The 19269-nt window shown below is 58.5% G+C and carries 11 protein-coding genes; 8 read left to right on the top strand and 3 right to left on the bottom strand.

Annotation, left to right across the window (positions count from 1 at the left end):
* The first annotated feature begins 163 nt into the window (after positions 1 to 163).
* The 5 genes from FTW19_RS21325 to FTW19_RS21305 all read left to right on the top strand — a co-directional run bounded on the left by FTW19_RS21325 (position 164) and on the right by FTW19_RS21305 (position 7815).
* On the top strand, positions 164 to 2296 hold the full coding sequence (locus tag FTW19_RS21325) for a PQQ-binding-like beta-propeller repeat protein (protein WP_246153433.1): 2133 nt from the start codon (positions 164 to 166) through the stop codon (positions 2294 to 2296).
* Positions 2297 to 2453: 157 nt separating this feature from the next.
* On the top strand, positions 2454 to 3824 hold the full coding sequence (locus FTW19_RS21320) for a glycoside hydrolase family 27 protein (RefSeq protein ID WP_246153432.1): 1371 nt from the start codon (positions 2454 to 2456) through the stop codon (positions 3822 to 3824).
* 254 nt (positions 3825 to 4078) lie between these two features.
* Positions 4079 to 4780 (top strand): subtilisin-like serine protease QhpE, encoded by a 702-nt coding sequence (gene qhpE / locus FTW19_RS21315; RefSeq protein ID WP_147649565.1) that lies wholly within the window; start codon positions 4079 to 4081, stop codon positions 4778 to 4780.
* 133 nt (positions 4781 to 4913) lie between these two features.
* Entirely contained in the window at positions 4914 to 5948 is a 1035-nt protein-coding gene (locus FTW19_RS21310; RefSeq protein ID WP_147649564.1) for a LacI family DNA-binding transcriptional regulator, read from the top strand.
* A 154-nt stretch (positions 5949 to 6102) separates the two neighbouring features.
* A complete protein-coding gene (locus tag FTW19_RS21305) occupies positions 6103 to 7815 on the top strand; it encodes a glycoside hydrolase family 2 protein (RefSeq protein ID WP_147649563.1) in 1713 nt (570 codons plus the stop codon).
* A gap of 464 nt (positions 7816 to 8279) precedes the next feature.
* On the opposite strand, the gene FTW19_RS21300 is transcribed toward FTW19_RS21305, so the two are convergent.
* The 3 genes from FTW19_RS21300 to FTW19_RS21290 all read right to left on the bottom strand — a co-directional run bounded on the left by FTW19_RS21300 (position 8280) and on the right by FTW19_RS21290 (position 12647).
* Positions 8280 to 9527, bottom strand: coding sequence for an MFS transporter (locus FTW19_RS21300; RefSeq protein WP_147649562.1), 1248 nt, complete (start codon positions 9525 to 9527; stop codon positions 8280 to 8282).
* A 6-nt stretch (positions 9528 to 9533) separates the two neighbouring features.
* Positions 9534 to 11780: an FAD-dependent oxidoreductase gene (locus FTW19_RS21295; RefSeq protein ID WP_222705488.1), complete on the bottom strand. Its 2247-nt coding sequence runs from the start codon at positions 11778 to 11780 to the stop codon at positions 9534 to 9536.
* 180 nt (positions 11781 to 11960) lie between these two features.
* Positions 11961 to 12647, bottom strand: a complete 687-nt coding sequence (locus FTW19_RS21290) for a GDSL-type esterase/lipase family protein (RefSeq protein ID WP_187143097.1) — start codon at positions 12645 to 12647, stop codon at positions 11961 to 11963.
* Between the two features lie 167 nt (positions 12648 to 12814).
* Between FTW19_RS21290 and FTW19_RS21285 the strand changes: the two genes are divergently transcribed.
* From FTW19_RS21285 to FTW19_RS21275, 3 genes are all read left to right on the top strand, one after another.
* The gene (locus tag FTW19_RS21285; protein ID WP_147649559.1) at positions 12815 to 16300 is read left to right on the top strand and encodes a carboxypeptidase regulatory-like domain-containing protein; all 3486 of its coding nucleotides are present in this window, start codon (positions 12815 to 12817) and stop codon (positions 16298 to 16300) included.
* Between the two features lie 59 nt (positions 16301 to 16359).
* Complete coding sequence (locus FTW19_RS21280; RefSeq protein WP_187143096.1) at positions 16360 to 18546, top strand: TIM-barrel domain-containing protein; 2187 nt, start codon at positions 16360 to 16362, stop codon at positions 18544 to 18546.
* A gap of 255 nt (positions 18547 to 18801) precedes the next feature.
* Positions 18802 to 19203: a VOC family protein gene (locus FTW19_RS21275; RefSeq protein ID WP_147649557.1), complete on the top strand. Its 402-nt coding sequence runs from the start codon at positions 18802 to 18804 to the stop codon at positions 19201 to 19203.
* Positions 19204 to 19269 lie beyond the last annotated feature (66 nt).

Here is a 19269-nt window from a genome sequence, read left to right as displayed (position 1 = left end):
AAGTCCAAGGGCTGAAGGCCCGCCCTATAGTTCTTCAGCGAAAGGCGAATTTGTCGATACTCAGGTGCTCGCTTCCATAGCAGAACACTTCTCCATTCCCAAATAGACCGCACGCAGTAGACAATCTCTGTGTCGATCCATTGGCCATCGGAGGTGGAGTATCGTGCAACGAACCAGCCGGCTGGGTGTCCTGTTCGCTATGGCAGGTGCAGGCTTTCTCTTACTAAGGACCTCTGGCCTCCATACAGTTTCGGCAGCCGGCACGGCGCAAAAACAGGTGGGCTGGCTCGCCTATAACGGCGGGAAAGACAATGCGCACTACTCTCCCCTGACACAAATCACGCCGGAGAATGTCTCTCAGTTGAAGCAGGTGTGGCGCTTCGACGCCGGTACCAGCGGTGGGCTACAGACGAATCCGCTAGTAGTCGATGGCACGCTATATGCCTATACACCCGCGCTTCGGGTCGTGGCTTTGAATGCTGCTACAGGCGAGAAGCAGTGGAGTTTCGACTCTGGCATTACGGCGGCGCAGCCGAGCCGAGGGTTCTCCTGGTGGAGCGATGGCCGAGAGAAGCGCCTCTACGCCTTCATCATGAATTATGTGTATGTGCTCAATCCAGAGGATGGGAAGCCCATTCCATCCTTCGGAGAGCAGGGACGAATCGATCTCAGGAAAGGACTAGGAACGGACGATTTTCAAGAATTGCCGGTGGTGGCGACGACTCCGGGAGTGATCTTCCGAAATCTGTTGATCGTTGGCTTTCGCACCGCCGAGACAAAGCCTGCAGCGCGCGGCGATATCCGTGCCTATGACGTGAAGACAGGAAAGCTGCAGTGGAGCTTCCACACCATTCCTCATCCTGGTGAGCCCGGCTACGAGACCTGGCCTGCTGGAGCATGGCAGAAAGCCGGAGCCGCGAATAACTGGAGCGGCATGGCTCTCGATGAGAAGCGGGGCATCGTCTATGTGCCTACCGGGTCGGCCGCGTCAGATTTCTACGGAGCCGACCGCGCCGGCAAGAACCTGTACGCGAATACGCTGCTCGCGCTGGATGCTGCGACGGGCAAACTGCTGTGGCACTTCCAGGGTGTGCATCACGACATCTGGGACCGTGATTTTCCGTCGCCGTCCACGCTGCTGACCGTTGTCCATGACGGAAAGAAGATCGATGCCATTGCTCAGCCGACGAAGCAGGGCTTCCTCTTCGTGCTGGACCGCGTAACCGGCAAGCCCGTCTTTCCTATTGAAGAACGCGGCTTCCCAACTTCGGACGTTGAGGGGGAGACCACCTCGCCGACGCAGCCAGTATCGACAATGCCCGCGCCGTATGCTCGGCAGGTACTGACGGAGTCGATCCTCAGCACACGCACACCCGAGGTGCACGAGCAGGTGTTGAAAGAGTTCCGTGCCATGAAGGGGGGCGGGCTTTTTGTTCCCATGAGCATGGATAAGCAGACGATCGTCTTTCCCGGTTTCGATGGCGGCGTGGAGTGGGGCGGTTCTGCGGTCACCCCGGCGGGTGTGCTCATCCTGAACTCCAACGATATCCCCTGGACGGGGGGACTGACGAAGGCCAAAGCCAACGCTAGCCCGGGCGAGACGGTCTATCAAAGCCAATGCGCGTTCTGTCACGGCAAAGAACGGCAGGGAAATCCGCCGGAGTTTCCATCACTGGTCGACATTGGCGGCCGCATATCCGTGCGCGAGATCGAGCAGCGGATTCACGGCGGCTCCGGACGCATGCCATCGTTTCCAGGGCTGACGGGAGAGAAGCTCCGCGCGCTGGTCGGATATCTGACCGGAACGGAAGATACGAAGTCTCCTGGATCCGGGCGAGAATTGGCAAGCAAGGGGGTAGATGATGCGCCGTATCAGTTCACCGGCTACCGGAAGTTCCAGGACAAGGATGGCTATCCAGCGGTGCAGCCGCCATGGGGAACGCTAAATGCCATCGACCTGAACACGGGCAAGTATCTCTGGCGGGTTCCGCTGGGCGAGTATCCCGAGTTGGTAAAGCAGGGAATGCCGAATACAGGATCGGAAGGATACGGAGGCCCGGTGGTTACGGCGGGAGGCATTGTCTTCATCGGGGCGACGATTTATGACCGGAAGTTCCGAGCCTTCGGTGCCAGGACAGGTAAGCTGCTGTGGTCCGCGGAGCTGCCGTATGCCGGCGCCGCGACTCCGGCAACCTACTCGGTGAACGGCAAACAGTACGTCGTGATTGCGGCGAGCGGTGCCCGTGACAAGTCAGGTCCACAGGGTGCCGCGTATATTGCCTTCGCTTTGCCGTAGAGCATTTCCCTGTAGGTGTAGAGTAGGGCTTCTGCATCTATGGGCGTTTTCCGCAATGAAAACGCCGCTTCACCTCACCTTCGGAATGCCCAGCAACAGGGAAAAATGCTCTAAGCTGGTTGAGTCCGTTGGAAACGTTCTCTGGAGGTTGTCGATTTTGAAACTCACAAAGATGATTGTGTTCGGCATCGGTCTCGCCCTGGCGCCGTTGTCGCAGGCCCAGCATGCGGCAGCGCCAAAGCTTGCACCGCGTCCGCCGATGGGTTGGAACAGTTGGGACTCGTATGGCCTGCGCGTCAATGAACAGCAGTTTCGAGAAAACGTTTCCTCGCTGGTGAGTAAGCTCAAACCTGCCGGATACGACTACGCCGTCATCGACGAGGGCTGGTTCCTGAAGAACCCGGAATCGCGTCCGCATCCTGAGCTGCTGCAGTATGAACTGGATGCCAACGGCCGCTATATCCCGGTGCCGGCACGGTTTCCCTCCGCGCTCGTCAACGGAAAGAACGTCGGCTTCACGCCCGTAGGACGCTGGGTTCATAGCCAGGGTCTGAAGTTCGGTATCCACATCGTGCGCGGTATTCCGCGCGAGAGCGTGAAACAGAACCTTCCTATCGAGGGCTCGAAGTTTACCGTGACCGACGCTGCTGACCAGACGGATGCCTGCCCCTGGGATCCGACCAACTGGGGCGTGAAAGACACGCCCGCCGGTCAGGCCTGGTACGACGCGTTGTTGAAGCAGTATGCCTCATGGGGTGTCGATTTCCTGAAGGTCGACTGCATCTCCGATCATCCGTACAAGGTGAGCGAGATCAAACAGATCAAACTGGCGATTCAAAGGAGCGGACGCCCCATCGTCCTCAGCCTCTCGCCGGGACCTACAGCGATCGAGCACGCCGAAGAGGTGATCTCGCTCTCACAGATGTGGCGCATCTCGAATGACATCTGGGATGTATGGGAGACCAAGGCATCGTTCCCACGCACTGTCAAAGATCAGTTCGCGCTGGCGGCGCAGTGGAGCAAGTTTGCTGGGCCCGGTCACTGGCCCGATGCCGACATGCTGCCGGTGGGAGAGCTGCGTCCATCCCCGGATGTCGGCCCCGGTCCACGTCACACCCGTTTGACTCCTGCGGAACAGAGAACGCACCTGAGCCTCTGGGCCTTTGCGCGCAGTCCGCTGATTGTTGGTGCGAACCTCACACTGCTCGATGACGCGACGGTGAGCCTTCTGACGAATAAGGAGATTCTCCGCATTGACCAGACCGCGATGGCAAGCAGACAGGTGCTGCATGAAGGCGCCACGATTGTCTGGACCGCGGACCTTCCCGGTGGACAGTATGCGGTCGGCGTCTTCAACGTCGGAGATTCCCCCGTATCCTTCCAGCGAGAGCTGACCGCACTGCAGCTACCCGCAGGCAAGTTCCATCTGCGCAACGCCTGGCAGGGAAGCGAAGAGCTCGGAGCCTCAAAGATCGATGTAACGCTCGACCCGCACTCTACGGCAGTATTTGTATTGCAGCGGAACTGAAACATTCCTTTGTTGTTTATAAGGAAAGCGGGACCGCGAGAGAAATCGCTCGCGGTCCGGCTTTTGTCTTTTGCATTACCGCTGATCGTTATTCACCAGTCAGGCATTGCTCGAATGGGCAGATAGGGTTATTGTGATGCTGGCGGGCGAATCGTCGAGTGGGGACGCCTGACGGCCTGGTGCAAGTGCGATGCGCACATGCAAGGCCGCCAAACCGAACCCGTGCTCACACCCGTCGATGAGGCGGTGCTGGTATGAGCAGTCTCCGGATCGCGGTTCTCGATAGTGGTGTCAACCCGCTGCACTCTCATGTCGGTTGTCTCGCGGCAGGTGTGAACCTGGCTGCTGAAGGTAAAGTTGAGGACACGCTTGACCTCCTTGGGTATGGAACTTCCGTGGCAGCGCTTATTCATGCACTGGCTCCCGAGGCAACGATTGTGCCGGTACGCATCTTCGATAAAACGCTCTCGACCAATCTACCGATGCTTGTGCGTGCTCTGGAATGGTGTGCGGCCAATTCCATCCAGATTATTAATCTCAGCCTGGGAACAGCCGACGAAGATCACCGTGAACCTTTCGAGAGGGCCGTTGCGCGTATCGCCGCAGCAGGGGCCGTGTTGGTCGCGCCCTACGCGATTGAGGAGAAGCTTCTGCTGCCGGGCACGCTTCCGGGAGTTGTCGGTGTCGTCGCTGATACGGCGTGCGGCGATGCGGCATGTACGGTGAAGCAGATGAATTCCAAGGTCGTCTTCGGTGCACAGCCCTATCCACGCGAAATTCCAGGCGCTTCTCCGGAGTTGAATCTCAATGGCGTCAGTTTCTCTGTGGCACGTGTTTCGGCCTATCTCGCACGCGTCTGGCCCAGTCGAAGAGCCGGCGAACCGGTAGAACAGGGCATGTTTTTCAGCCCGAGCATTCAACACGCCAGAACGCAGCGTCCTGACGAACCCCGATAGAGCTTTGGACGGCGATACCTGAAGGTGTTGCCCCTGTAGGTGTTGCACCTGGAGGTGTTTCCTGCACTATATGTAACTGGTCTGTCTAAACTCTTTCTGGCCCAAAACGCAGACCAGACCATACAATTTCTGAATGAGATCGTCGGCCCCAAAGCTTGCAGATATTGCCAAGGCTGCAGGTGTCTCGATTGCTGCTGTTTCCATCGCCCTTAATAAGACCGGCTCACCGCGCGTAAGTGCGCAGCTGCGCGAGCGTATTATCCAGATCGCTCGCGAGATGGGTTATAAGCCCAATGAGCTGGCGCGGGCGCTTGCGGAAAAGCGGACCAGGCTGCTTGGGTTGGTTGTGCCCATGCGCGACCCCATCTTTTTTAACCAGTTCATCGCGCAGGCGCTCTCAGGTATACAGAGCGCCCTCATGCGCCGGGGCTATAACCTGCTGATCTTTTCGCCGACCGGCAAACCGGGGCGCGAGACCCGCGATCAGATGCTGGAGAGCCGCTTTACGGACGGCATTATCTTCATCAACACGCGTTCCTGTACGTCTCAGGATGTGAACAAGACCATCGATGAGCTGCAGCGGGCCCAGATCAAGTTCTCGATGATCAACTCCTATTACGGTAAGGCGCCCATCAACTATGTCGGCGTAGATGATGCCGCCATTGGCCAGGCCGCTGCCGAATATCTCGCGGAGCACGGACACCGGCAGGTTGCCTTCTTCAGCGGATCGGCAACGCTGCCCGGGCATCAGCGGCTGGTCGCAGGCCTGCGCAAAGGACTCGCGGGCTATGGGCTCGACCTGCCGCAGGAGCGGATCGGCTGTACTGGTTACGAACGGGCCGAGGGGATCCGCATTCTGGATACCTGGTTCTCCACCAAACGCAAACGACCAACGGCCATCTTTACCGCCGATGACCAGCTTCTGCTGGACTTTTATGACTACGCCGAGATGCGCGGCATCTCGATTCCTGGAGACATTGCCGTGTTAAACCGCGGCAACACGGGCTCGAGCGATCATCTCCGCCCGCGTCCGACGACGTTCACCATCCCCACCTTCCGCATGGGCGAACTGGCAGCAGATCTTCTGATCGACACGATCGAAAATGCCGGGGTTCTGCCGCAGCGAGTCTTCCTCCCCTACGAACTCATCCCCGGCAGCACCGCCTGAATAGTGCACAGATCCGGGTGCCCCACATACGCGAAGCTTATGTGGGGTATCGCGCTACGCGCGACCGTTCTATTGACGATCAGGGAACAAAGACACTTGACAATAGTTCCTTCGAATAATTAAACGGTTAACCTCACCCTCTCGGAGGTTTTTCGTGAAGCGTATCGCCCTGCTTGCCTTGACCCTGTTCCTTTCCTGCCGCTTTGTACATGCCACAACAAAGATTGACCTCGATGGCGCCGGCTGGAGCTTCCGCACCACCCTGGAGGAACAATGGAAGCCGGTGAGCGTGCCGCACTCCTGGCTGGTCGACGAAGGACACGAGAAGTACATCGGCCATGCCATGTATCACCGCGACTTCGATATGCCGGCACTTCCTGCGGGAAAGATCGCCCGGCTGCACTTCGATGCGGTCTACGATGTCGCCCAGGTCTGGGTGAACGGCAAACTCGCGGGAACGCATGAAGGTGGCTACACCGCCTTCGACCTGGACATCACGCGCCTGGTGCATCCCGGTAAGAACTTCGTCGTCGTGGACGTCGATAACACGCCTACTTTTACTTCGATTCCGGCGCTGGCGACCGGCCATCCATCGACGGACAAGTTCACGCCGGACGGCGTGGGCAAGGCAACGATCGTGGGCTGGCTGCCGTACGGCGGCATCGTCCGTCCGGTCCACATCGAGATCGGTGACCCGGTGTACTTCCGTAGTGTGAAGGTCGACGCCGATCCCGATTTGAAGACGGGTGCGGCGACCATCACTGTCCGGGCAACCTTGCACAATGCGGGCGAGCGGGCAGCATCGGCAACCGTCAAAGGAGAAGCTGCCGGCCTGACTGCAGGCTTTCGCGCCGTCAACGTCCCGGCGAACGGTGATGCCAGTGTCACCTGGAAGGGAACGCTCAACAGCGCTCATCTGTGGAGTGTCCGCGATCCATTTCTGTATGACGCGAAGCTGCAGGTAGCTGACGATGAGTTCACCGCACACGTCGGTGTCCGCAAGGTTCAGGTCAGCGGAACGCGTCTGCTGTTGAACGGAAAAGAGGTGCATCTGAACGGGGCCAACCGTGTCTCGGAAGACATGAAGGAAGGTCTCCGCGAGTCGGATGCGATTGTGGAGCGGGACCTGAGCGATATGCTGGCGGACAACATGCGCATGATGCGCATCGCGCACTATCCGCAGACGCAGGCCGTGCTCGACTTTGCGGATCGTCACGGCATGCTGTTGATCCCCGAAGCAGGGAACTGGAACTTCAGCGCATGGCAGATGGGCGACGCCGGTATCCGCGCACGCTGGAAGCAGCAGATGCAGGAGATGATGGAGCAGGACTGGAATCATCCCTCGGTCGTCGCCTGGAGCGTCGGCAACGAGTATGAGTCATACACGCAGGAAGGCCGCGACTGGACTCGCGACATGCGCGCCTTCACGCTCGGTCTGGATGCAACACGCCTGATCACTTTCGCCTCGCGCTACACCGGCGATGCCGCGGTGAAGACCGGTACCGATGAGGCAAGCCAGTACTGCGACTTTGTCTCCATCAATGTCTATGGCGACTATGCCAGGCGCTTCGACCGTGCCCATGAGCTCTTTCCGGACAAGCCCATCTTCGTGACGGAGTTCGGCAAGATGGGCGAGCCCGGCATCCACGATCCACAGCGCATTGCGGATATCACGGAGGCGATGACGGCGATAAAGCAGCGGCCATACATGATCGGGGGTTCGCTGTGGACATGGAACGACTACCGGTCATTTATTCGTGGAACACCGGCTGATGGCATCCGCCGCTGGGGTGTGGTGAATACCGAGCGGGAACGCCGCGATAGCTGGAAGGTCGTTCAGAAGCTCTTTGAGACGGACCTGCCATAAACAACAATCCGTCTTTGTTGTCATCCTGAGCGGACGGGGCCCCCAGCCAGCTTCGCTGGCTGGGGTGGGTCAGCGAAGGACCTGCTTTGTCTTCGTGGTTGGAGCCGTGAAGTGAAGGATTGCTTGAGAGAATTTAAGGTACGGCACTGCCGCGTTTTCGTTCGCGCAACGCGAATGCCTTGCTTAAGGGGACGGCTTCAGCCGTCCCGTAATGGCATCAGTAAAGATTGCGGCTTTAGCCGCTGAGGTACCTGATCTGATTGACCACCCTCAGCGGCTAAAGCCGCAAATCTTTCAAGCACTGTTTTGGCGCGGCTGAAGCCGTGCCCTTAAGCAAGACGATCGCGCGTAGCGCGATATTCGATTCTTCGCGGTGAGACCGCGAAGAATCGATAACCAACCGGTTGAAATCAAAATAGAAAAGATAGTGGGAACTTGGGCTGCCGTTGATGCCTCAGCTCGCCCTAATTCGCGTCGCCCGCAACAAGCGCTTCTCCTACAACCGGCACCTGCATCTCACCCCGAGGCTTCGCCCGGAAGGCCGTCCATAACAGTACGATCGCAATTGGATGCATCAGGCCCATCGCGATAAACACCGGACGATATCCCCCATGCGTCAGGCAGTAGGCGATGATCTCGCTCGAAAGCATGCCTCCGAAGGCGCTGCCAGCGGCGATCAATCCCGCCGCGCGTCCTAACTGCTGCGGCGAGAAGACCTCCAGCAGCGTCGAAGTAAGGTTCGTGAGCCACGACATATGCGCCATGGCGACGACTGAGGCAAACAGCATCGTCATGCCAATCCCGGGGCTCAGATAAGCGAGTGGGCTCACCAGTACAGCGAATGCCGAGAAGAGCATGGTGCGGCGATAGGCAATCCCTGGGTCGAGGCCGCGGCGGATGAACGCACCGGAGAGCGATCCGCCGACGATGGTGCCGATGCCGCCGGCCAGATAGACCATCCAGCCGAAGTGAGCCATCTGGCTCGCAGTGAGATGACGGTCACTCAGCAGATATTTGGGAAACCAGAAGAGATAGAAGTACCAGACCGGATCGGTCATGCCGCGAGCGATCAGCAGCTGCCACATCTGCGGTTGCGCGATCACATCGCGAAAGACATTCGTTGCGGCTGGGGCGATGGTCTCGCTACGTGGATGCTCACGATAGATCCACAACCAGACAGGAACCCACAGCAGTCCCATGGCTCCGTCAATCAGAAAGATACTGCGCCAGGGAAGATGCGTCGTGATGGCCAGGATAGCGGGGATGGCGATAATTGCGCCCATCGTCGCACCGGCCGTATAGATGCCCACGGCAAGACTGCGCCGGGTCCTATCCAGAACCTCGCCCACGGCTTTTGGGGCGGCCACCCACAGTCCGGGTTCTCCGAGTCCAAGGCAGAAGCGTGCGATTCCGAGAAGAAGCACGGAGGAGGCAAACGCCGTCGCCGCTTCCGCTGCTGACCAGAAGGCTACGAACAACGCCATGGAGCGGCGCGTGCCCAGAGCGTCGCAGACGAAGCCTGAGAGCGCATACGCAAAAGCAGAAGCCAGAAGGAAGAGGCTGACTACATGCCCGTAACCAACGTCGGAGAGATGCAGCTCCGCCTGCATCCGTGGAGCGACGACGGAAAGACTTTGGCGGTCAAAATAATTAAGAACCGCTACCGCGAAGAGCAGGGCAACGATACTCCACGGATTCGCGCGTTTGGTCATATCGCCTCAGAAGCAGGACACGTTGAAGATTGCAGGCGGAGCTTCTCCATGTTCCAGAACATCGATATGCAGGCCTGAAGTGGTGACTGCTGCCGGCAGCTCCAGAGTCCACTGTGTCTGATGATTCTCGGTTACCTCTGCCAACCTTACACCCTCAGCCGTGGAGACGCGGAAGGCTCGGATGCATCCCGGCATAATCCGCTCCGGGTGTGTCATCAGCACCGACTCCATGGGATGGTCAAAGTCAGTGTCAAAGGTGATGGACACCTTCTGTACCTCGACAGGTTCTTCCCAGCACAGCGTGAGTGCCGGTGCGTTGTCGTCCAGTGCCGGAGCCCACGCATTGGTGCTACGCCATGGCCGGTTTAGACCGTTCGTCACATTGGCCGGACGATAAAGTTCGAGAGGGCGATGGAACTTTGCAGCGAGATTGCGCGCCTTCGGCCGCCGTTCCGGAAGCCAGAAGGCAAAGGTGTCGATGCCGGAACCCTCAGGCGGAGTTTGCACCAGGCTCTTCGCAACAGCGGCATTCATCTTCTGCGAGACAGTGAGGACTCCCGGCATCTGTGCTGTGCTGAGATGAAGGCGAACACCGGGTTGCACCGGAACCATGACAAAGTAATGGGCGACGGCCGGCAGTTGTGCCTTGAAGTCGAGCGGAATCTCTACCCCATCACCGGCTTCTACTGAAACGTCAAGCGTAGCGACAAGCACATCCGGAGTGGTGTTTCCGCAATGCGCTGAGGTCCACAGCTCCGCACGCAGTGTCATGGGATGCGCTACATCACCATAGAGCGACAGTGCCGGGCTAGGACCATCCTGGAATGGGACCAGAAGAGCGTAAGAGCGTTCTTCCGCAAGCTCACCGCAGGATGGCAGCTCCTCCAATAAAAGTTCACTGGACGCGGATACCGTCGTCTGGCGGGAGAGATCGTTTTCTGCCTGAAAGGCGATGCCAGGAATATGCTGTCCTGCCGCCAGCAGATCCTGCTGCAGCCGATGCAGACGGGCAGGCTCAAGCAGGTCGCGCGGCTGCACGCCGTCCTCAGTGCAGAGCACGGCAGCCATGCCGACGGCTTGTCCGTTGCTGGCGCAGGTCGCCATCACGCGAGTAGAACCGAATGCAATATGCGTGGTGCTGATCAGGCGGCCTGTCAGCAGCAGGTTGGGAACATTGCGGCTGTACATGCTGCGGAACGGAATCTGGTAGACGCCCTTGGCGTGATATTGCGTGCATCCGGGTTTTGCACTGAAGACTCCGTCGGAAGGATGCAGGTCAATCGCCCATCCGCCGAACGATACTGCATCGGGAAAACCCTTCTGCTGCACGAGGTCATTTTGCGTCAGGATGACATCACCGATAAAGCGGCGGCTCTCGCGTTTGCCGGGGATGGTTCCCATCCACTCCAGCGTGAGATTCTCCGCGTCGGGAAACTCACCGGAGTTCTTGATGTAGTTCCACACACCGTACGCTACAGCCCATAGCTCCCACTTGATCTCTTCTGTCTGGCCTACTGTATCTAAAGCTCCGCCGTACTCCAGCCACCACAGACGGCAGCCGCTATCAGAGACACGGATATCCCGGAAGCGCGGAATGCGTGTGATGTCCTGTAGAGCAAATGTCGGCGGCACATACTTTACCGGCTGCCCGGTATCGCGGCTATAGAAGTAGAGCGAGTGCCCAAGCAGCGTATGCTCTTCGTTCTCCGGAGCCATACCTTCGTTGAACTCTGAACGGGCTTCTGCGCCCATGCGGAACTCGGCGCCTGCGAGAAAGCCCAGAATGCCATCGCCAGAAGCATCGACGAAGAGCGGTGCCTCCAGCGTGTAGGCCGTCTGGTTCTGACTGTTATAACCACGTACCCCCGCGATGGAGCCGCCATCCATGTCGAGCTCATAGATGGCCGTATTCAACAGCAGGGTGATCTTCGGTTCGCGTTTGACGGTCTCAAGCAGGATGGAGTCGAAGAGGATGGGGTTGCCCTCGGGATTGCGCCACATGTTCTCCACGAGCAACTCGTCAATGACGCCGCCCTCACGGGCCCAGCGATTGTTGTTGCCCATGTGGGAGGTCGCACCCAGCACCCACAGCCGTACTTCGCTCGAGGCATTGCCGCCCAGGACAGGGCGGTCCTGCACCAGCAGAACATTGATTCCCTTGCGTGCCGCAGTAACAGCGCAGCAGACGCCGGAGAGGCCGCCACCAACGACGACCAGATCGCTACGTTCTTCTACGTGCGTAAGACTTCTCACCACTTCACCCTGCCCTCATCGGTATGAACCGTGCCAGAGAAACACTATAGGTTAATCGTTTAAGTTGTCTAGAGCATTTTCCCTGTTGCTGGGTATCCCGGTAGAGAGTGCAGCGGCGTTTTCATTGCGGAAAACGCCCGTAGATGCGGAAGCCCTAACTACACCCACAGCGAAAGTGCTCTAGCGACTCTTGCGGTAGCCCGCCAGGGCCTGTTCCACAATGGGCGCCAGCAGCGCATAGCCGGCGGCCTTCGGGTGTACGCCATCTACCGTCAGCTCCGCCCGCATCAAACCGTTCGCATCGGCCAGCGGCGCATTGAAACGAAGCAAATCCCAATGCTTTTCTTTGCACATGGCGGCCAGCAGATCGTTCAGTTGCCGAATCCGTGCGACCGTCCGCAGGCCGGTCAGAGGGCGCACGCAGTCGCAGACGGGAGTCATCTCTGCAACGTAGACGCGGATGCCGTGCGATGCCGCTAACTCCCCCATGGTGAGGAAGTTATCCCGGATCTCCTCCGGCGAAAAACCAAGGCGCATGTCGTTTCCGCCGCCCTCGAGCACGATCGCCTTCGGATGGAGATTGAGTGCATCGTGCCGCTCGCGCAGCAGCATCTGCTGTGTTGTCTGGCCGCCGATGCCGCGGTTGATCCAGCCGGGGTAGGTGAACCAGGTTCCCTCTCGCGATCCCCAGTAGTCCAGGATGGAGTCGCCCAGAAAAACGACCTCCGCGGAGAGTTGTTCATTGGCGTGGCGGTAGCGCGCTGCCTGCGCAAAATCTGCCTCCGCGGAGTTCGATGGCGCGGGCGGGGAAGTTTGCGCAATACAGGCTGTGCCTAATAGCAGACAGAGCAGAGACAGACGGTGCACGAAAGGGACTCCTCTCAAACGGAACAAAATGAATCTTGCCTGAAGATTAAACGGTTGACAAGATTTCTCTGACGAACTTAGGATTCTGGCGTTCCGACGAAAGCTCTCCCCCAGGTATTCGCCGAATCCTAGAAGTTAAACGTTTGATGTAACGAGGCCTGACGAATATGACCAGACAAATACGACTCTCCCTGCGCCGCCAGAGAACAATTACAAGGCGCTTCTGGATTGCGATAACCTTCCTGCTCCTTCTGGCGCTACCCATGACCGGCCGCGCACAACAGGACGTTGGAACCATCGGAGGAACGGTGGTCGACCCGACCGGAAGCGTTGTTCCGAATGCAAAAATCACGGTTACCAATGACGCCACTGGTCTGAAGTACGAGGCCACGACCAACGAGAATGGTTTCTACCAGTCGCAACCGCTGCCTCCGGGAACCTACAGTGTCACGATCGGTCTTGCCGGATTCTCTACGATGACGACACGCAATGTTGTCGTGGACGCAGCCGCTCACGTGACGACCAACGCGCAGCTCCAGGTTGGCACTGTCGACAGCAGCATTGTGGTCGAGTCGACACCGCCGGCGTTGAACATCGTCGATGCCCAGATCAGTAACACCATCGATACGCGTGCCGTGCAGGAGCTTCCGGTGAACGGGCGCAGCGTGCTTGCGCTGGCCACATTGAGTCCGGGTGTTGTCTCCGCAGCCGGCGCGACGAATCAGGGATTCACCAATCGCGGCACGCAGGCTTCGGCGATCCGCATCTCGGGCGGTGTTCCGGGCGGCAATAACAATCTGCTCGATGGCACCAGCAATCTGCAGAACTACCTGGGCGAGGTGGCCATCAACATCAAGGCCGACTCGGTGCAGGAGTTCCGCATCATGACGGGTGTTATCCCGGCGCAGTTCGGCTACACCTCGGGCGGCGTCATCAACGTCGTTACCCGTTCCGGCGCGAATCAGTTTCATGGTTCGGCGTATGAGTTCTTCCGGAACGACTATCTCGATGCCACGCTCGCGCTGCCAAAGACGACGAAACCGGAGCTTCGCTTCAATAACTACGGTGGTACCTTTGGCGGACCCATTATCCGGGATAAGGCGTTCTTCTTCGGTAACTACGAAGAGTACCGGTTCGTCACCGGTTCGGCGATCAACTACTCAGTCCCGACGGTGCAGGAGCGCGGTGGCAACTTCAGTGATCTGCGCCGTGTTGTGAATGGGACCTGCACCGCCTTCAAGATCTTCGATCCCAATACGGGCTCGGCAACGACACAGCGTCAGGCCTTCCCCAATAATCAGATCTCAGCCTCGCGTCAGGACCCGGTTTCCATCGCGGCGATGAACCTCTTCATTCCCGCGCCGAACAACTCCGTCGGCGCTTACGATAGCTGCACCAATGCGAACAACTATCTGGCGAACCCGAAGCTGGTCTCGACCGAGCGCACGATCCTTGGACGTGCCGACTACCGGTTGAGCGACAGGGATAGCGTCATCGCACGGTATGCCTATTATCAGAACTACACAAACAACGGTTCGCAAGGGTTTGGCCCGCTGTATTACCGCAACGATACGCTCTCGAACTTTACGGCGATGCTGGCTGAGACGCACATCTTCTCGCCGACATTGGTGAACGATCTCCGTCTCTCAGGTTTGCGCTCTGACTTCCCGTTCCAGGCAGCGACTGCGAACCAGAACTACGCGCAGAAGATCGGTCTCCCTGGCGTTGGTGGAGACGTTGCCCCAATCCTGAGTATCTCCGGCGTTCCGTCGCTTAACGGAACGGTCGGTTTCCGTGCCTCCACGACCTTTGAATTGCTGGACGATCTGACCAAGACCCTGGGCGCGCACACAATGCACTTCGGCTTTGATGGCCGTTGGGTTGAGGGCTTCAACCTTCAGTCGGGTAATGCGTCCGGCTCCTATGGCTTCAGCTCGAACAGCACAGCGGAGGGCTCCGACACCGTTCTGATTACCACCAATGGCAATGTAGGTAGCAGCTTTGCCACCTTTCTTGCCGGCAATGTCTCGTCGGCGAGCACGCAGTTGGCGCGCGGCATCGCCTTCCGTCAGCTCCAGATCGCCGGATATGTACAGGACGACTGGCACGCCAACCAACGTCTCACGCTCAATCTCGGCCTCCGCTGGGACTTCCAGCAGCAGCCGTACGAGAAGAAGAACGGCATGGGCGACTTCGACATTACGCAGGTCAACCCTGTTACCGGATATCTCGGAGCAGTTCGGTTTGCCGGGCTGAATGGGGAAGGCCGTAACTTTGTACACCAGAACTGGAACGACTGGGGACCGCGTCTTGGTTTCGCTCTCGTGCTGACGAATGACAACAAGACGGTCCTACGTGGCGGTTATGCGATGTACTATCCCACCACGGCTCAGGCTTCGTATGACGAAGCTGCTGGAAGTTCAAACGGTTTCGGTCGCATTACCACCAGCTACAACGCCGCCACCACCTATGGAACCGCCTTCCTGTTCAAGAACGGTGTGCCATCACCTGCGCTGCAACCGTTGGGTTCATCGCTTGGCCAGATCTCCTTCCGCGGCCAGACCGGCTATTACATCGTGCCTCGTGCAAGGACACCGCAGAGCATGCAGTACACCCTGACGCTGTCGCGCCAGTTGCCGTTCAAGATGGTGATGGATATCTCGTACCTGGGCAACCATGGCCGCTACTTCAACCTGGGTACGTTGAACATCAATACCCTCGATCCCAGCTACGCCTCCCAGGGAGCAGCGTATCTCAATGCCCTGGTGCCGAATCCTTACGCCGGGAAGGTTCCTGAAAACTCTGCTCTGAACGGCGCAACCATCTCGCGCGCGAACCTCCTGCGCCCCTATCCGTATATGTCCAGCGTGCTGCAGAGCTTTCCGCGCTCGGCACATTTCGATGGCAACTTCATGTATGTCACCCTGCAGCGTCGCGCGGCTGAGGGGTTACAGTTTCAGGGATCGTATACGTACGGCAAGCTGATGAGCCTGCCGATCTATACGGATATCGCTACCACCACTGGCATTACGCAGACAGGGAACGGTATTCAGAATCCACGCAATCTGGATGGCGATTACAGCGTAGACGCCATCGACGTCACCCACCGCGGTATCGTGGCAGTGCTTTACGATCTGCCCTTTGGGCGTAATCGCCGTTATCTGAACAAAGGCGGATGGATGGATCGCCTGGTGGGTGGTCTGCAATTCAATACCACCATGACGCTGGAGTCAGGCCGCCCGTTGAATTTCAGCGGTGCGAATAACTCCGCGGCCACACGGCCTGACCTGAACGAGTCCTTGCTGATGCAGAATCCCACCGGTTATACGCTGGGCAAATATCGCCGGTTCAACTATCTCGCCTTTACCAACCCGGCGGCCTACACCTACGGCAACGCGCCTCGCTTCTACTCGAAGTTGCGCGCGCCTGGCGTGGTCAACTTCGACATGTCGGTCTTCAAAACGACTCGCATCACCGAGGGAACCTCGCTGGAGTTGCGTCTTGAGGCGTATAACGCCTTGAACCATGTCAACCTCGGTGCGCCAAATACCTCCTACTCCGGTACCAGCGTAAACACAAATAACAATATGGGTGTCATCACTACATCGTACGCAGCCCGTACGTTACAGTTGGGTGCGAAGCTCCACTTCTAATGTGCGAGTGCCCGGCCGCAAGGCCGGGCACTCAGCAATGTTTTGTTTCAGGGAGAACTATGCAACGCCTGGCCAGTCTTCTTTGTGTCTCCGCGATCGCGTGTGCGTCGTGTCTTTATGCGGAGACCCGCCTCCAGCATCAGGGCCTGACCTTTCATCTCGATGAGTCGTCAGGCCGCTACGGCTTTGCCGCAGGAGCCGGCGATATCGTGTTGCCGGACTCCAGCGCAGGCGTCCTGCTTGGCGGGGAACCAGTCCGCTTCAAGCGGGTGAACGCTACGTCCAGCACGGTATCGCTCGAGGGAGGTACGCCCTCGGGGAAGCACATGTCCCTGAAGGTGACGTTCTCCGCTCACTGTGCCGATCTTGAAGCAAGTGTCGCAGAGCCGGGGGCCGAGCTTCGCTTCCAAACCTCCGGCGCCAGCCCAGCCTATGGATTGGCGGACCATGCGGTATATCGGGCGAAGTATGAGAAGGCAGGCGGCCAGTGGTTCACCACGGATGTGACCGGATTCTCGGATGACGCGTTTCTCTCCGGGCAGGGAATCTCGCGGCTGGTTAGTAACTTTGTCATCTATCCGAAGCAGCAGTTCGCCGAGCTGCTGATCGATCCAACGACAAAGATCGTTCACACCTCAGCACAGCAGATTGTCCAGGGTGTGAAGCGCGCGCCGGCGAAGGTGCACCTCTATTACTTCTTCGGCGATCCGCACGCTATTTATGCGGAGTATCTGCGTGTCCGCCGAGCGGCTGGATACAAGGTAGAGATGCCGAAGTATCAGGCCTTCGGTGTGGGTTGGGAGGCCTTCGGCGCTCTCGGTTGGGAGACCAACACAAACACCGTCCGCGACAGCGTAGACCGTTACCTGAAAGACGGCTATCCGTTGACCTGGATGGTGATCGGTTCAGGCTTCTGGCCCGCCGAGCCAGACACCATGCATGAGACCACCAGCTTTGGCTATTGGGATAAGACGAAGTATCCCGATCCGAAGGCGTTGATTCAGCACTTCCGCGATGAGGGACTGGCCGTCATGCTCGGCCTGCGTATCACCTTTATTGTCGGCGGACCTTACTCGGACGAAGGCGTAAAGCATGGTTACTTCCTTACCGAGAATGGGCAGGCAAAGGTCTATAAGGGCGGCTGGCCGAAGCTACCGTATTACCTGCTTGATGCCCACAATCCGGCGGCGCTGGATTGGTACATGGGTTTGGTGAAGAAGTGGCAGGACTACGGCATCAACGGATGGAAGGAAGATTTCTACGGGTACGGCGGATACGAAGACCTGCGCGACGATAAGGTCGATCCCACCAATGGCCGTCTGTTTGCGCAGAAGCAGTTGATCATCGAGCGTAACGGATATCTCTCCTCCAACGGCGACCTGCACCGCATCAACGACTTCAACTACAACCAGCAGCAGGACCGTGGACCGGTCAATGCGCTCGCCTTCGCATACAGCGGCTTCCCGTATGTCTACCCCGATATCGTCGGCGGCACCTTCGGCGAGAATCACTTCAGCACCAACCGCACGCCGAAGATGGAGGCATACATGATGCGCAATGCCCGCTGGGCCTCGCTGCACGCTTCCATGGGTATGGGCGAGCCGCCGTGGAGCTTCCGCAAGGAGGTCTCGGATGTGATGCTGGCTTCGGCTCAGTTCCACGCCCGAATCGTGCCTTATCTCTACAGCAACGCCCGCAAAGCAAATGCGGACGGCTACCCATGGACGATGACACCGCTGCCCATCGCCTTCCCGAGCGATGCCAATGTCCATGGCCGTGAGAACTCCACCACCCGTGGCTACGAGTGGCTGATCGGTGATGCCATGCTGGCCGCGCCTCTCTATGGCGATGACTATCTCTCGGCGACGACACGTGATATCTATCTCCCCGAAGGCCGCTGGATGGACTACGACACCGGCAAGATCTATGAAGGGAAGCAGACCCTCAAGGACTTCGAGATGCCGGCGAAAAAGACTCCGGTCTTTATTGGGGGATCAGGAGTCACCCTGGAGAAGATCAACGGTGAGACACGCATCTGTGTCTATCCCATCGCGAAAGCATCGACCGTGCAGCTCACCTTACCGGAGAGCGAGCAGGTGATTGCGGTGAAGGTGCCGGCAATCCGCTCGATCGCGACGGTGAAGGTGACTAGCTCCGGCGCTGCTGTTGCAACGCGAACGGATGGCCATGCCATCACCTTCGTGCCACGCGCCGGCGCGAGCTATGTTCTGACGGGAGGCGAATGATGAGAGTCACTCCATCGTGCGCACCAGATAAATGGAGCGAGTCAGACAATTCGAGCGAAGCTCGAAACGGTGGGAGCAGCGGCCTTCAGCCCGCTGGTTAAGGACCAAAAGTAGAAGGGCTTTAGCCCTGGGCTTTTGCCCCACAGGTAGAAAAGGCCCAGGGCCAAAGCCCATTCATTTCAAAGCCGGTAAACCGTGGGCTAAAAGCCCACGGCTCCCACCGGTTCTCTCATCTGGCGTAAGCTGGTTGGCACTATGCTTACGCACTTTCCCATGGCGGTTCCTGAGATTCCGGTCAGCAACGTCGATGCGGCGGCCGCATATTACGTCAACGTGCTTGGCTTCCAGCTCGATTGGGGGAGTGACCACGGCGGCATCGGTGGCATCTCGCAGGGAGCGTGCCGCATGTTCCTGACGAATGCGCCGTTCCGCGAGGAGTACGGCAATGGAGAAAGAGTCATCGTCTGGCTGAACCTGGAGAGCAAGCAGGAGGTCGATGAGCTCTACCATCGCTGGCTGGAGGCCGGAGCCCAGATTCTGGCTGAGCCGGAAGACAAACCTTGGAACCTGCGTGAGTTCAGGGTCGCCGATCTCGATGGGAATCAGCTGCGGGTGTTCTACGACTTCTCCTGGGAGTTAAGGAAGGAGCAAGTTTAACGCGATACTCGTTGCCCCATTCTTTGCCAAAGGCAAAGGGTGGGGTATCGCGCGGAGCGCGACTGT

Source organism: Terriglobus albidus (assembly GCF_008000815.1).
GTDB classification, from domain to species: Bacteria; Acidobacteriota; Terriglobia; order Terriglobales; family Acidobacteriaceae; genus Terriglobus; species Terriglobus albidus_A.
Note: the sequence above shows the minus strand (reverse complement) of the source record. Positions and strands in the feature narration are given on the sequence as shown.

Excerpts from the sequence above, each read along its gene's own strand:
- qhpE (WP_147649565.1), top strand. The coding sequence starts at position 4,079 with ATGAGCAGTCTCCGGATCGCGGTTCTCGATAGTGGTGTCAACCCGCTG.
- FTW19_RS21310 (WP_147649564.1), top strand. The coding sequence starts at position 4,914 with ATGAGATCGTCGGCCCCAAAGCTTGCAGATATTGCCAAGGCTGCAGGT.
- FTW19_RS21300 (WP_147649562.1), bottom strand. The coding sequence starts at position 9,527 with ATGACCAAACGCGCGAATCCGTGGAGTATCGTTGCCCTGCTCTTCGCG.
- FTW19_RS21285 (WP_147649559.1), top strand. The coding sequence starts at position 12,815 with ATGACCAGACAAATACGACTCTCCCTGCGCCGCCAGAGAACAATTACA.
- FTW19_RS21280 (WP_187143096.1), top strand. The coding sequence starts at position 16,360 with ATGCAACGCCTGGCCAGTCTTCTTTGTGTCTCCGCGATCGCGTGTGCG.
- FTW19_RS21275 (WP_147649557.1), top strand. The coding sequence starts at position 18,802 with ATGCTTACGCACTTTCCCATGGCGGTTCCTGAGATTCCGGTCAGCAAC.